This is a genomic window from Polycladomyces abyssicola (assembly GCF_018326425.1).
Taxonomy (GTDB): Bacteria; Bacillota; Bacilli; order Thermoactinomycetales; family JIR-001; genus Polycladomyces; species Polycladomyces abyssicola.
This window is the reverse complement of sequence record NZ_AP024601.1, coordinates 2,843,502-2,858,003: the sequence shown is the minus strand read 5'-3', so window position 1 is coordinate 2,858,003 and position 14,502 is coordinate 2,843,502. Positions and strand designations below refer to the sequence as shown.

Here is a 14,502-nt window from a genome sequence, read left to right as displayed (position 1 = left end):
GGGGATGAGTGCGGGTCACCATCAGAGATTTGGCTGCCGAGTTTGTTGATTTGTATGAAACATTCCTTCATGGGAGGATGAAAGTATGAAAGGCATTAAAATCGTCACCATCGGCGGAGGATCGAGTTACACCCCGGAACTGGTGGAAGGGTTGATCAAACGGTATGACGAATTGCCGGTACGGGAACTGTGGATGGTCGATATCCCGGAAGGGAAAGAGAAGTTGAATATCGTGGGCAATCTGGCCAAACGCATGGTGAAAAAAGCCGGGGTTCCTATTGAGATCCATCTGACGCTGGATCGGCGTGAGGCGCTTCGGGGTGCCGATTTCGTCACTACCCAATTGCGTGTGGGATTGTTGGATGCGCGGGCTTTGGATGAAAGAATCCCGTTGAAGTATGGTGTCATCGGTCAGGAGACCAACGGACCGGGCGGGCTGTTCAAGGCGTTACGCACCATTCCGGTCATTTTGGATATTTGCAAGGATATGGAGGAACTGTGCCCGGACGCGTGGCTGATCAACTTTTCCAATCCCGCAGGCATGGTGACCGAAGCCATTCTCCGTTACAGCAACATCAAAAAAGCGGTGGGACTGTGCAACGTTCCGATCGGCATGCGGATGGGCGTAGCCAAACTGCTCGACGTGAGCCCGGATCGCGTGCATATCGATTTCGCGGGACTCAACCACATGGTGTTCGGGTTGGATGTGTATCTTGACGGTGAAAAGGTGACGGATCGGGTGATCGATCTCATCACCAGCGGTGAAAAATCAAATGTCACCATGAGCAAGATCGTCGATCTCGGCTGGGAGCCCGATTTTATCAAAGGCCTGGGAGTACTGCCTTGCCCGTACCACCGTTATTATTTCCAAACGCAGAAGATGCTTGAAGAAGAGCTGGCTGCGGCAAAGGAAAAAGGAACCCGTGCCGAAGTGGTCAAAAAGCTGGAAGCGGAACTGTTTGAACTGTATAAGGACCCCAATCTCGCGGTGAAGCCGCCGCAATTGGAAAAACGGGGCGGTGCCTACTACAGTGATGCGGCCTGCAACCTGATCAACTCCATCTACAACGATAAACGCGACATCCAGCCGGTCAACGTGAGAAACAACGGAGCGATCGTCGGCATCCCGGATGATTCCGCCGTTGAGGTCAATTGCGTGATCACCAAAGAGGGGCCGGTACCGATCTCCGTGGGAGAATTGCCCGTTGCGGTCAACGGTCTCGTCCAGCAAATCAAATCCTTTGAACGCGTGGCTTGTAAAGCCGCTGTTACGGGAGACTATCGCACGGCGCTGGTGGCGATGACGATCAATCCGCTCCTTCCTTCCGACACGATCGCGAAGCAAATTTTGGATGAAATGTTGGAAGCGCACAAACCATATTTGCCCCAATTTTTCCAAGAGGCACAGTTTTCCTGATTCATCCGTTCCCGGGGATTTCTCCGGGAACTTTTTTGTTGGAATCGGGATATACTGAAAGCGGAAGCCATTCCATCTGACATTGACGTTTTTCGATTGGTTTACGGGTACCCGAAAAAAAGTGCTTGACTTTCTCATGGACATGTTATAAACTAATCTTCGTCAGCGGTTGAGACAAATTCAAAACACGGGGCTGTAGCTCAGCTGGGAGAGCGCTACACTGGCAGTGTAGAGGTCGGCGGTTCGAGCCCGCTCAGCTCCACCAAAACAAAAAACCCTCGAGTCGATCGAGGGTTTTTTGTTTTGCACGATTTATTCCTGTGGTTGTTTCGCTTTTCGGGGCAAATGATTGGCTTCTGTACCCCAACGCGTATACTCTTGAAACAACCAATTTCTCAGCCGCTCCAAAACATACTCCCACCAATTCTTGACAAAAGCCATATGAATCCCCCTTTTTGGTTATGCCAAAATTATTTTTTGTGTTTGCGTGTATATTGAGTAATCCATTTTTTTCTATTCGCATCATCGTGATGATAATAAAGAAGCGCTTCAGGAAATGAAAAAACTGTAAAATGGATTTTCCCGTGAATTGTACATACTGGATGATGGAGATTTGTTCACGGGAGGACGGCGAAGTGTCTGTCGGGGTGTCTGTAGAGAACTATGAGGACAGGCTATGTACATGGGATGGGGTTCATCTTCGGTATCGGACGTGGCTTCCTCATGAATCCCGCGGTGTCGCGGTGTTGGTACATGGTGCGGGTGAGCACTTGGGATTATACGAACATTTGGGGGAAAGGTTTATTCGGGATGGATTCGGTTTGGTTTTGTATGATTTGCGAGGATTTGGCTGTTCTGAAGGAAGATGCGGTCATATCACACATTTTCATGAATACCTGAATGATCTGGACCAGCTGGTGCATGTATTCAGGAAAAAACTGGGAAATCGCCGTATTTACTTGATCGGACACAGCTTGGGAGGGTTGATCGTTGCCCGTTATGTCCAACACCGGCCTGATCATGTCGACGGTATTGTTTTATCCGCTCCTGCTCTAGGTTTGCGGATTCACGTCCCGATCTCTGTGAAGCGGTTGATCTCCATCATCAGCCGGGTAGCGCCTTCATTCAGTGTCAATCCATATGGCTTGATAAAAAAAGCGCAACGCATTCCGAGGCTGAAGTCGTTTGTGACCTATAATGTTCAAACCAAGTTGGTAGACCCGTTGATCCCCCTCAAATATTCCTTCCGTTGGATTCAGCAGCTGCTTGTCCAAACTGAAGAAGCGTTGCAAAACGTGGCCAGAATCACCGTTCCCACCCTGTGTATCTGTGGTAAAAATGATACCTTGATCCCTGAGGATATCGTTCGCCAGTTTTTTGACTCGTTAACAGTAAAGGAAAAAGAGTGGCTCCTTCTCCCCGAATTCGGGCACCGTATCCTTCACTCCGAACAATCCACTTCGGTTATTGACACTTTGATCGGCTGGCTGAAACGGCAGGAGCAAGTAGCTATTCGGGGATGACAGTATAAAAGTCGGGTGACCGAAGTCCAGCAAAACAAATTCAAAAATTGAGCCCATATTGCCACTCGTGAAACGGGTGGCTTATTTTCATGCCGATGTTATGATTGTTGCTTGATTTGTCGATCAAGACGTAAAATTCCGTTTTGAATTTTTCTTTTGGGGAATAAAGGTGATGAGGCTATGGCTATGGAGCCCCTCATCAGCGAGAGGGAGAAGCGATCGATCTATCCAAAACAAAGGGGGAAGCTTGGTGTCAAAGAAACGTTTTTTGAACGTCGTCATATTGCTGGTTTTCATCGTGTCTGCAACGGCATGCGGGCTTAATTTTGGATTGCATGGCCAGGATACTCTCAAGCGTGCGAAAGAAGAGGGTGTTGTCACAATCGGGTTCGCCAATGAGAAACCTTATGCTTACAAAGATGAAACTGGTAAAGTGACGGGAGAGGCCGTCGAGGTTGCACGCTCTGTTTTTAAAAGAATGGGAATTAACGAAATCGAGCCGGTTTTGGTGGACTTTGGATCATTGATTCCCGGATTAAAATCAGGTCGTTTTGATGTCATTACCGCAGGGATGTACATTACACCGACTCGTTGCAAAGAAGTGGTGTTTGCCGACCCTGAATACAAAATCGGGGAAGCTATCGCTGTGAAAAAAGGCAATCCGAAGAATCTTCACAGCTATAAAGACATTGCCGCCAATCCGAAAGTGAAGGTCGCCGTAATGAAGGGGGCGGTTGAAGTTAGTTATTTGCAGAAATCAGGTGTGAAAGAGAATCAAATCATCATCGTTCCGGACCAGCCTTCCGCGATCTCCGCATTGGAATCCGGACGGGTGGATACGATCACGATGACCGGTCCTTCTTTACGGGCCATGATGGAATCTACCGGTGCCCAAGATATCGAGGAAGTGAAGGACTTTAAACAGCCGATTGTGGACGAAAAAAGTGTACTGGGATATGGAGCGGCTGCCTTCCGAAAAGAAGATAAACAATTTCGCGATGCCTTCAGTCGAGAATTGGCGGAAATGAAAAAGTCCGGTGCATTATTGAATGTTCTCGAGCCGTTCGGATTCACTGAAGAGAACTTGCCCGATAAAAAGGCTGAAGAACTGTGCAAACCTTAAGTGTCCGGCAAAAATCTGATTGATGCGAGACACACTTTTGTTTGAATCGTAACAGGAAAGGATGTGATTTCGATCGGGGTCTTCGAAAAAATATTGCCAGCTTTGCTGCAAGGGCTTGGAATTACGGTTCAGCTGACGATCTATTCGGCCATATTGGCCTTTTTCGTCTCCTTTTTAATAGGATTCGGACGCCTGTCGAGATTTTATCCGATCCGAGTGGTGTGCAGTGTTTTTGTTGTAGTTTTCCGCGGGACCTCTTTGCTCGTTCAATTGTTTTGGCTTTATTTTGTCCTGCCGCAGCTTGGCATCTGGTTACCGGCGGATTTAGCGGGTTTGCTCGCACTCGGTCTTAACGCTGGGGCGTATGGATCAGAAATCGTCCGCAGCTCGATACTGGCTATCCCCAAGGGGCAGATCGAGGCGGCTATTGCGCTGAACATGACACCGGGGCAAAGGATGCGAAGTGTGATCCTGCCGCAGGCGTTTCGGATCATGTTACCATCTTTCGGTAATCTCCTCATCGAATTGTTGAAAGGAACCTCCTTGGTTTCCTTGATTACGATTTCTGATATGACATTTCAAGCGACAACCTTACGGACAAATATGAATCAGCATACCCCTGAAATATTCGGTCTGTTGCTCATCCTGTATTTTCTCGTCGCATATCCGCTGACGTTGGGCGTGCGCTGGTTGGAGCGCAGACTTTCAACGGGGAGGTCTTAACGTGGGATGGTCTTGGAAATTTACTTTGCAAATTTTACCGCAACTTCTCGATGCATTGAAGATTACGATTAGTGCAACGGTCGTCTCTTTCTTGATTGCACTTGTCGGCGGCCTGTTATTAGCCTTTGCACGACGGTCTGAGGTAAAACTTTTGTCATGGGTGACCGGCGGTTTTGTCGAATTTGTGCGCAGCACACCGCCATTAGTTCAGTTGTTCTTCATTTTTTATGTGGCACCTCATTTTGGGTTGATGTTGTCTCCGTTCACGGCTGGTGTGTTGGGATTGGGCATTCACTTTAGCACCTATCTGTCGGAGGTATACAGGGCAGGGATTGATGCAGTACCGCGCGGGCAATGGGAAGCTGCCATCGCGCTCAACTTTTCAAAATCACAAACGTGGATGCGGATTATTCTCCCGCAGGCCATCCGGCCGATTGTTCCCGTATTGGGCAACTATCTGATCGTGATGTTCAAAGAAACGCCTCTTTTATCGGCAATCACACTGATTGAGTTGCTGAGTCAAGCACAAATTATTGGCTCCAATTCATTCCGCTATTTGGAACCCATTACACTTGTGGGGGTATTTTTCCTCATATTGAGTTACCTTTCCTCACTCTTGGTACGACGCTTGGAATCAAGGCTCAAAATCAATCAAAAAGGATTAATTAACTGAGGGAAATGAGGTTATGCGTATGAAATCGGATAATATAAAATCCATTACGGTTCAACCGGAACCAATTGTGCGTTACCGAAAGGTCAGCAAGTTTTATGGCGAGACTCAAGTATTACACGAAATCGATTTCGATTTGGCTCCGGCAGAAAAAGTAGCAGTCATTGGGCCGAGCGGGTCCGGCAAGACTACATTTGCCCGTATTTTGATGACGTTGGAAAGGCCGACGTCGGGGACGATTGAAGTAGACGGTGAGTTGCTCTGGCACAAAAAAAAGGGTGGAAAGCTTGTTCCGGCTGATGAAAAGCATCTGCATCAAGTGCGCGGCAAAATTGGAATGGTGTTTCAGCAGTTTAATCTGTTTCCGCACATGAACATTTTACGAAATGTGACGGAGGCTCCGATCAAGGTATTGGGATTATCTAAGGAAGAAGCGACAGAGCAGGCCAAAACAATGCTTGAAAAAGTGGGGTTGCTGGATAAGATGGACGCTTATCCATCACAATTATCTGGCGGCCAGCAGCAACGGGTGGCGATTGCCCGTGCCTTGGTGATGCAACCCAAGATCATGTTGTTTGATGAGGTGACATCTGCGTTGGACCCGGAGCTTGTCGGCGAGGTGCTCGGGGTGATCAAGGAGATTGCTGCTGAAGGGAATATGGCGATGTTGTTAATTACGCATGAAATGGGTTTTGCCCGGGAAGTGGCGGATCGGGTCGTTTTCTTTGACGAAGGACGAATTATGGAAGAAGGACCCCCGGAAAAGATTTTTGGTAACAGTCATCCGAAAAGTCCACGCTTAAGTAAGTTTTTGGGCAGTTTCTGTGAGCAGACTTTAGGGTCGATGTCCAATTAGAGATGAATATCAGTGGAATGAAGCGTGAAAGGGAGCATAGATCAATTAATCCGATCTGAATACAGGAGAACAAGTATGTTTGGAAAATAACGGAATTTATCGGCGGTGAGTAATTGCGGGGAATATGGTAATATAAAGAATATGAAAATTATTAACTATTTATTGAATAAAAATGTTTATTTTGACAATTAAAGATATCCCGTATTTCGATGGAAACGGGGGAACCAAGTGTTGGGGGAATTCCGGTTAGACACCGGAAGGGATGTAAAGCACTTTTCTGCCATCCTGCCCGCCAGCCAGCCTCGTCGGCTGGAGCTGGGAGATCCAAGGGATCTGCCCTTTTGCACCGGACTGATGTTTCCGATGCAAGAGAGAGCGGATCAGAGTCTTTACCTGACCCATACGGATTTCACAAGACGGACCGGTACAGACTTTTTCCTTGGAATTTGGTTCCTGGGAGAAAGTTTGCACCGGTCTTATCTTTTTCAATCGGCGATGACGCGCTATGCGTGAGGTTTTTGGCATAGTGTCGAGCCGTCGGTACTGGTGAGGAGGTGATAAATCTGGAAACCGGGTTGATGAACAAAGTAGTGCTTCGCCAACCGCAGGTAGCGGATGGAACCAGTATCTGGCACCTGGTTAGGGATACCGGAGTGTTGGACGTCAATTCCCCTTACAGTTATCTGATGCTGTGCAAGTTTTTTTCGGATACTTGTGTGGTGGCCGAACAGGAGGGACAAATCGTCGGTTTTGTGTCAGCGTTTCGACTACCGGCAGACCAGCAAACCCTCTTTGTGTGGCAGGTGGCGGTGGCCGAGTCTCAACGGGGCAAAGGGTTGGGAAAGGCACTCCTGAAAGCGTTGATCCGTCGGGAAGCTTGCAAGAATGTCCGTTACCTTGAAGCAACTGTCTCTCCGTCGAATCTTTCATCCGAGGCTTTATTCCGGGGATTCGCACGGGATTTTGCAACGCGCTGCGAAGTTTCGGAGTGTTTCCCCGCCCATCTGTTTCCGGGGGGAAATCATGAGTCGGAGATGACATTTCGGATCGGACCATTTCGTTATCAAACTTAACCAGGGGGGATTTGGTGAAAGTTGTAGAGGAATTACGTTCACCATTGAAGGTTTTTGAAACTTTGGAATCAGAGGTTCGTAGTTACTGTCGAAGTTTTCCAACTGTCTTTGCAAAAGCGAGCGACTATCAGCTGTGGGATCGGGACGGCCGGGAATATGTCGACTTTTTTGCCGGTGCTGGAGCGTTAAACTACGGTCACAATAATCAACGGATCAAGGCCAAGCTGATCGACTATTTGATGGATGATGGTATTACGCACAGTCTTGATATGGCGACAGAAGCAAAAGAGAAACTGCTGGAACGATTTCATGATGTCATTTTAAAGCCGCGAAAGCTTCACTATAAAGTGATGTTTCCGGGACCGACAGGCACCAATTCGGTGGAAAGTGCGCTGAAACTAGCCCGCAAAGTAACCGGTCGGGATTTGATCATGAGTTTCACAAACGCGTTTCATGGCATGACAATCGGTTCCCTGTCGATTACCGGGAACGAATCCAAGCGAAAAGGCGCTGGTATTCCACTAACGAATTCGATCTCAATGCCGTTTGACAGTTATTTTGGCAGCGAGGCCGACACGGTCAGTTACATTGAGCGTTTTCTCGAAGATAATGGCAGCGGCATTTCTCTCCCTGCAGCCATTATCCTTGAGACCGTTCAGGGTGAAGGCGGAATCAATGTGGCCAGTTTTGAGTGGCTCCGCAAAATTGAAGAACTGTGCCGACGCTGGAATATCCTGTTGATTGTCGATGATGTACAGGTAGGATGTGGACGAACAGGGCCATTCTTTAGCTTTGAACCGGCCGGCATCTATCCTGACATCGTCTGTCTGTCGAAATCAATTGGAGGATATGGCATCCCGTTGGCCATGACCTTGATCAAACCTGAGTATGATTTGTGGGAACCGGGTGAACATAACGGCACTTTTCGGGGCCATAACTTAGCTTTCGTCGCTGCAACAGAAGCACTCAGTTACTGGGAAGACGACCAGTTCAGCCGAGAAATCCTGGAGAAGGGAGAGAAAGTCAGACTCTTCCTGGAAATGCTTGCACAAAACTATCCCGAGATGGAAGCTGAAGTGCGAGGAAGAGGGCTTCTCCAGGGAATTAAAATCGGCGTTGACGGGTTAGCTGAAAAAATATGCGCGGCCGCGTTTGAACGGGGATTGATTATGGAAACTTCTGGTCCCAACAGTGAAGTCGTGAAAATCATGCCTCCTTTAACAATTGATGAAAAGGGACTTGAAAAGGGACTGACCATTCTCGAGGAAAGCTTTCAGTGGTGTAAACAGATGATTTGAAAAGGAGACATGAAATCATGATCGTCAAACATCTGAATGACATCATCGGAACGAAAGATGACGTGGATACTGAGACGTGGAACAGCCGCCGTTTGCTTTTGAAGAAGGACGGGATGGGCTTTTCGATGCACGATACGATTATTAAGGCGGGAACAGAAACCACAATTTGGTATAAGAACCATGTGGAAGCGGTGTACTGCATCGAGGGAGAAGGAGAAATTGAGGTCGTGAAGGATGGCACCGTTTATCCGATTCAGCCTGGGACTTTGTATGCGCTCGACGGCCATGAAAAGCACTACTTGCGTGCGAAGTCCGATATGCGGATGGTTTGTGTATTTAATCCGCCATTGACAGGGCAAGAGGTACATGATGAAGAAGGGGTTTATCCCATCATCGAAGAGGAGTCACAGGAGTATCAACAGAAAGCGTACCCCGGCGAAAGGGCTCAAAGGGTAGAAAAACAAGCCGTTCGGGGGGAGTTGGGACAATGAGCAACATAAAGGATCGGGTGATGGATCTCTATCCTTCGCGCGTCAATGATTATCCGGAGATTCTGAAACGGAAAGATCCCGTCATTTATTCAAAAGATCCAGCAGCAGGTCCGCTTGATGCCGAGCAGATAAATTTCTATCAGAAAAACGGATACCTGCTCTTTGAGCGTTTCTTTTCTGAGGAAGAAGTGCGGGAATTGCGCAATGAGTTGAAACGGCTCTGGGATGCGAACCAGGATTCAGATGCGAAGGAAGTGATTCGTGAGCCGGAAAGCCGAGAAATTCGATCGATCTTTGCTGTTCACCGCAATAGCGAAACTTATAAACAGTTATCGCAAAATCGGCGGCTGACAGACATTGTTAAGCAAATCCTCGGCAGCGATGTGTACATCCATCAATCCCGAATCAACTACAAAAAGGGATTTTCAGGAAAAGAATTTTATTGGCATTCGGACTTCGAGACCTGGCATGTGGAGGATGGAATGCCGCGTATGCGGGCGTTGAGCTGTTCGATCACGTTGGAAGACAATTATCATTTCAATGGGCCTTTGATGTTGATTCCGGGATCCCATCAATATTTTATCTCTTGCGTGGGCAAAACGCCGGAAAATCATTACCAGCAGTCACTTCGGAGACAGGAATACGGTGTACCGGATCAGGACAGTTTGACCTTGTTAGTGAAAAAGCACGGCATTGACTCATTAACAGGTCCAGCTGGTTCGGTCGTGCTGTTCGACTGTAACCTCATGCATGGATCCAACAGCAATATTACCCCTTTGCCGCGAAGCAATGTGTTCTTTGTTTACAACAGCGTGGAAAACAAGTTGGTGGAACCGTTCTCCGGGCAAGCACCCCGGCCGGAGTTTATTGCAAGCAGAGAACAGTGACCGGAAAAATACAAGGCCGCCATTCGAATGGCGGCCTTCTTCAGTGATGGATCACATCACTACCACTTTTTCTCCTCCATGTACCGGTAAATCGGGAGCTTTTTCCCCGCTTCCGAACGGATGAACCCGAAAGTAACATAGCTGTCGGTGGACTCCGGTTCGAGCGCCAGGGCAGCCAGGTTGGCCGCTGGCTGATCCATCGGGATTACCCAGCTCCCTGCGGGGAAGTGGACTGTTTCTGCGGCTGTATCCGTAGTTACATGATACTGCGGATGACCTTCATATGACTCGGAAGTCTCCTTCGACCGAACGGTGTAGCTTTCCACAGACAAGACCATCTCTTGCTTCAGCCGTTTTATTTTGATCCCGGCATTCCACAGTCGTTCCACGGCTTCCTTTTGGTCCGGGGACAAGAGATAAGCGGTGGGGCGTTCCCGGGTGAGGATGGGCTTTCCTTTGGTGTGGCTGAACCAGCGGACAGACACCTCCTTCACCTTGCCCTCGGCGATGTCCACCACCGGCAGGGTGCTGTTGGGGATTTCTGTCGCTTGGCTTACTACCACAATCTCGTCGTCATCCCCGACAGTGCGTCCCTTGTCGACGATCTCTTCCCGGGCTTGATCCACGAGGCGTTTAATCTCGTCAGCCCGTTGGGCGGTGGTCTCCAGCAAGCTTACATGGGTGGTCACCTGGGCGGCTACCCGGCGGGGGAAGTTTTCCCGTCCGATCCCAATGCCCCGGGTTTCCACGAGGAAGGAGAGGGCAGGTTTCAGGGCGAAGCTGTTGCGGCCGATGCGGGGTTCCGGTCCACCCTCGGTCAGCTCCAGTTTTCCGTCCTTTTTTGTTGCCGTGTAGTAGTCGCCGCTGGAGAATCCCTTCTCCGCTAAAGCTTTCTTGGCCTTCTGCGACATATTATCGGCGAATGTTCGAACATGTCTCGGGATGTTCAGGTTCTTGCCCGAGAGGATGAGAAGGTCGTGATACTTGAGGGAGCCTTCCTTGCCGATGTCTTTCAGCAACTCGGGTTCGGGGCTGTACTCGTGAGCGTCTATCGCCACTTCCGGTTGTACCCGGTTGAAGAGGGAGTGGATCGCCCGTACTTCCTGTGTGTCAAACTTCAGATGATCCCGGTTGCCATCAAGCCCGTTCCTCATCTGCCGTTTAAAGGCGTAGGAGCCATCGGGATTGACTCTGGGTACGATGACCACGTTGATCTTATCCAGCAGCTTCTTGCCATAGGAACCTGCCAGCTTCTCTGCCATCACCAGCACCGCTTCCCCGGCGGCCGGTTCATTGCCGTGGATCTGTCCCTGCAGCCAGACGGTGGGCTTCTTCTTGCCGCTTCCCTTCTGGAAAAAGAGGGCAGGTATCTCCCGTCCCTCTTGGGAGTGGCCGATCACCTCCAATTTCATCCAGGGGCTCTTCGATTCCAAACCACGGAGGAAAGCCATCATCTCTTCTTGGCTGGTGAACCGCTCCTTTCCGGAAGTGAATGCAGGGGTGTCAAACCGTTCATCCGGATCGGGATACAGTTTCAGCACCTTTTCCGGCTGGGAATAACTCTTCCCGTAATATGGCGTGGACGGCTCCGCCTGAGCCACGGCCAAGGACGAGAAGGCCAGTACTGCCGCAGCCGACAGGGACAACCACTTCTTATTCGTCATCAAACCCCTCCCAGCTTTCTTGCTGCTAACGAAGTCTATTTTTACAATGATTCACTTCTTTGTATGCATTAACCTTCTATTATACTAAGATTTTTGGCTAGAGAGGGTGTGTCTGGTGGATAATGTCCACATCGCTTTCCCGGCTCGCTCCACCTGCGCCCTACAGGGAAGCAGATGATGACACCGCTCCGACCCAGTCAGCGCAGGTCGCGGGCAAAGTATGCTTCGTTTTGAGGAAATTGCCCGCGATTTCAATAGGGAAACAGGAACAACGGCCCCTGAATGAACGTACCATCGACCAAGTTTCCGGTGACAAACGGATTACCAACAAAGAATTCATATTGCCCGGTTTCGTCCTCGATCGCTTTCATGTTTCGGTGACTTGCTCCACACAGCTAAAGCCGTGGGCTTCTCGCTTCATCTGGCGTGGCAATCCACATCCATCCACGAAGGCTTCGTCCAAGCCTAGAAAAGGTTTAGTTCTAATTGCCCGTATCTCGGTTCAGGAACGTATCCCATCGCTCGATGCAGGATATTTCTTGCGGCATTGACATCTCTGTCTGCCACATATCCGCATGAGCAACGATGGGTACGTTCTTTTAATGTCTTCTTTACGATCTGACCGCATTTCGAGCAAACTTGCGACGTGTTGCGAGGATCAACTGTTATCACTTGCTTACCGGCCCACTCTGCCTTGTAAGTCGTGAATTGAACCAGCATCCTCCAACCTGCGTCTGCAAGCTCTTGGCAAGATGGTGATTTTTCACCATCCCCCGAATGTTCAAGTCTTCAAAGGCGATCCCATCGTAGTTGTCCACCAAATATCGGCTGATTCTGTGAGCGGCGTCTTTTCTCTGATTGGCTATGTATTCATGGCATTTGGCCAACATCAGGGCCGCTTTTCTCCAACGATTTGATCCCTTCTTTCTGCGGGAAACCATCCGTTGGAGCCATTTCAACTTTCTTTCCGACTGAAGATACCGATTTACCCATTCGTTTGTGTCTTGTAATCGATCCGGATATAGAGTGAGAGAGGGGATACGAAAGTGAGGACTCCAATCTTTCGGCTGATAAGATAGGGTGATATTCTTCTGTATCAATTTGTCTGTTCATGGCCCGAAGGAAATCGCCCTAGCTCAAGGTATGCTAAGGGTTTTTACTCAAAATAAAGAAATCGGACACCCTAAAGTGTCCGAATATGAATCAATTATCCAGATGTAGGATCTCCAGTGTTGGGGATGATATTGCTGGAAATAAAAGATGGAGTAGGTTGATAAAGCAATACTCCGCAAAATAGTGCAAGGACTATCGATAACATCGCAACTATCTTACAAGATTTCATAATAATCCTCCTCCCCGCCGTACCATTGCAATGTTGCTGCTACTTCATACATATTTTCTAAATGACTGACGAATTCCTCTTTGTTTTGCTCTTTTTTCAAACCAGCTAGACGGAAGAGTGCCTTATATTCCAGTGCATGATTATGGTAATACTTGGACACTTCCAGTGCCTGAACATATAATTTGATAGCTTCTTGATCTCTACCAACTTTTTGCAAATAGTCCCCCATCACCAATAAAGCGAAAAATCGAGGGATTACATGGGCTTCTTCGCTTAAAGATACCGCCCTTTGTAATGCTTGTTCAGCTTTGTCAGGAATTCGTTTGTGGAAATATACCAGACCGAGTTTTGTATAGACTTGTACCAAAACATTAATAGATGAGTAACTCTCTAAATTCAAGGCAGTTTGAAGGCAGGTTTCAGAAAGATTCCAATCCTTCTTGTACAAATAAACGCTACCCAACGCAGTCCATAGATTGAAAAGCCAATCAGCTTTCCCACTTAGCCTTGCTTTTTCAATACCTTCTTTTGCATAATGTATGGCCCTATCATAAATTTTGTTTCTTTTTAGCAGGTGAACTTGAAGATCATACAACTGAAGGGAAGGGAGGATTTCCATCCGATCAATGTGTTCCCACATATTTTGCACAATCTGCATCGCTTCTCCTAGACGTCCCATTTTTTCGAGGTAGGTGGCTTGGTTTAAGGCGATGGTATATTTGAGTTGAGGACGTTCTCCATTTTCTTCGTAGGCATCTGCGGCTGACTCGGTGAAATGGAGGGCTTGGTTTAGATCTCCTTGGTGATAGTAACAAATCCCCAGCTCATTAAAACTGAGTGCTTCGAAATTCCTTTTTTTGTTTAATCCTCTGCTGGAAAGTCGAATAGCATTAAACAGGGACCGTTCCGCTTTCGAAAACTGGGATTGTTGGATCAAACATCTTCCCCTTATATAGTGGACATAGGGGACGTAAGGGTGGTCATCCTCTACTTCAATCGTATTCAGCACTTGCAAAATCTGTTGTGTGTCGACATAGCCGATTTGGGACTCCAATGAAAATAATTGAAGATATAAGTGCTCTGCCTTTTCATCTTCCCCCACCAACAACTCCGGAATCTGCTCCAATGACAGCCCTAGCTTCTTCAACAGATACATCACTTTTTCCGCATTGACGTGTGGGACTCCGCGTTCGATGTTGCTGACAGTGGCAGGGGAGATGTTTTCATCCGCGAGATCCTCCAGACGCAATCCCTTGCCTTTTCTTACTTTTCGGATAATAGATCCGATTTGAATGAGATCAAGTTCTGGCATCATTTTCTCCTCCTGTCATTTTCCTCTATATCTCGACATGTTCATCATACTATGAATGGGTTTTGATTGGAATATGTAATTTAGACTATTTTATTTAATTTCAGTGTGATTAGATACAAAAAC

At 48.1% G+C, this 14,502-nt stretch carries 14 protein-coding genes, 1 tRNA gene, 1 pseudogene and 1 riboswitch; of the genes and pseudogenes, 11 read left to right on the top strand and 5 right to left on the bottom strand.

The window, feature by feature from the left end; translation table 11 throughout:
- Positions 1-85: 85 nt before the first annotated feature.
- Both KI215_RS14225 and KI215_RS14220 read left to right on the top strand, forming a co-directional pair.
- A complete protein-coding gene (locus KI215_RS14225) occupies positions 86-1,417 on the top strand; it encodes a 6-phospho-beta-glucosidase (RefSeq protein ID WP_212773348.1) in 1,332 nt (443 codons plus the stop codon).
- A 189-nt stretch (positions 1,418-1,606) separates the two neighbouring features.
- A tRNA-Ala gene (locus KI215_RS14220) sits at positions 1,607-1,682 on the top strand.
- Positions 1,683-1,729: 47 nt separating this feature from the next.
- Here the strand turns inward: KI215_RS14220 and KI215_RS16145 are convergent.
- On the bottom strand, positions 1,730-1,858 hold the full coding sequence (locus KI215_RS16145) for a hypothetical protein (protein ID WP_275956714.1): 129 nt from the start codon (positions 1,856-1,858) through the stop codon (positions 1,730-1,732).
- Positions 1,859-2,052: 194 nt separating this feature from the next.
- Here KI215_RS16145 and KI215_RS14215 point away from each other — a divergent pair, with 194 nt between their 5' ends.
- The 9 genes and pseudogenes from KI215_RS14215 to thpD all read left to right on the top strand — a co-directional run bounded on the left by KI215_RS14215 (position 2,053) and on the right by thpD (position 10,061).
- Positions 2,053-2,940: an alpha/beta hydrolase gene (locus KI215_RS14215; protein WP_212773347.1), complete on the top strand. Its 888-nt coding sequence runs from the start codon at positions 2,053-2,055 to the stop codon at positions 2,938-2,940.
- A 298-nt stretch (positions 2,941-3,238) separates the two neighbouring features.
- Positions 3,239-4,063 carry an ectoine/hydroxyectoine ABC transporter substrate-binding protein EhuB gene (ehuB, locus tag KI215_RS14210; RefSeq protein ID WP_246512132.1) on the top strand — a complete coding sequence of 275 codons (825 nt, stop codon included), beginning with the start codon at positions 3,239-3,241 and terminating at the stop codon, positions 4,061-4,063.
- Between the two features lie 63 nt (positions 4,064-4,126).
- A complete protein-coding gene (ehuC, locus tag KI215_RS14205; RefSeq protein WP_246512131.1) occupies positions 4,127-4,786 on the top strand; it encodes an ectoine/hydroxyectoine ABC transporter permease subunit EhuC in 660 nt (219 codons plus the stop codon).
- Between the two features lies 1 nt (position 4,787).
- Positions 4,788-5,459: an ectoine/hydroxyectoine ABC transporter permease subunit EhuD gene (gene ehuD, locus KI215_RS14200; RefSeq protein ID WP_212773345.1), complete on the top strand. Its 672-nt coding sequence runs from the start codon at positions 4,788-4,790 to the stop codon at positions 5,457-5,459.
- A gap of 19 nt (positions 5,460-5,478) precedes the next feature.
- On the top strand, positions 5,479-6,312 hold the full coding sequence (gene ehuA / locus KI215_RS14195; protein WP_275956712.1) for an ectoine/hydroxyectoine ABC transporter ATP-binding protein EhuA: 834 nt from the start codon (positions 5,479-5,481) through the stop codon (positions 6,310-6,312).
- A gap of 187 nt (positions 6,313-6,499) precedes the next feature.
- A riboswitch (cyclic di-AMP (ydaO/yuaA leader) is annotated at positions 6,500-6,639 on the top strand.
- 251 nt (positions 6,640-6,890) lie between these two features.
- The gene (gene ectA / locus KI215_RS14190) at positions 6,891-7,385 is read left to right on the top strand and encodes a diaminobutyrate acetyltransferase (RefSeq protein WP_212773344.1); all 495 of its coding nucleotides are present in this window, start codon (positions 6,891-6,893) and stop codon (positions 7,383-7,385) included.
- 14 nt (positions 7,386-7,399) lie between these two features.
- A complete protein-coding gene (gene ectB / locus KI215_RS14185) occupies positions 7,400-8,683 on the top strand; it encodes a diaminobutyrate--2-oxoglutarate transaminase (RefSeq protein WP_420830142.1) in 1,284 nt (427 codons plus the stop codon).
- Between the two features lie 17 nt (positions 8,684-8,700).
- Positions 8,701-9,087, top strand: a pseudogene (locus KI215_RS14180) (ectoine synthase); the annotation flags it as partial.
- 83 nt (positions 9,088-9,170) lie between these two features.
- Entirely contained in the window at positions 9,171-10,061 is an 891-nt protein-coding gene (gene thpD / locus KI215_RS14175; protein ID WP_275956711.1) for an ectoine hydroxylase, read from the top strand.
- A 59-nt stretch (positions 10,062-10,120) separates the two neighbouring features.
- Here thpD and KI215_RS14170 read toward each other — a convergent pair whose 3' ends face one another.
- From KI215_RS14170 to KI215_RS14155, 4 genes are all read right to left on the bottom strand, one after another.
- Complete coding sequence (locus tag KI215_RS14170) at positions 10,121-11,725, bottom strand: M14 family metallopeptidase (protein ID WP_212773341.1); 1,605 nt, start codon at positions 11,723-11,725, stop codon at positions 10,121-10,123.
- Positions 11,726-12,190: 465 nt separating this feature from the next.
- Positions 12,191-12,445: a zinc ribbon domain-containing protein gene (locus KI215_RS16395; RefSeq protein ID WP_212773340.1), complete on the bottom strand. Its 255-nt coding sequence runs from the start codon at positions 12,443-12,445 to the stop codon at positions 12,191-12,193.
- The gene (locus tag KI215_RS16390) at positions 12,394-12,825 is read right to left on the bottom strand and encodes an RNA-guided endonuclease InsQ/TnpB family protein (RefSeq protein WP_420830141.1); all 432 of its coding nucleotides are present in this window, start codon (positions 12,823-12,825) and stop codon (positions 12,394-12,396) included. The genes KI215_RS16395 and KI215_RS16390 overlap by 52 nt, the downstream gene beginning before the upstream one ends.
- 228 nt (positions 12,826-13,053) lie before the next feature.
- Entirely contained in the window at positions 13,054-14,379 is a 1,326-nt protein-coding gene (locus tag KI215_RS14155; RefSeq protein ID WP_212773338.1) for a helix-turn-helix domain-containing protein, read from the bottom strand.
- Positions 14,380-14,502: the final 123 nt, after the last annotated feature.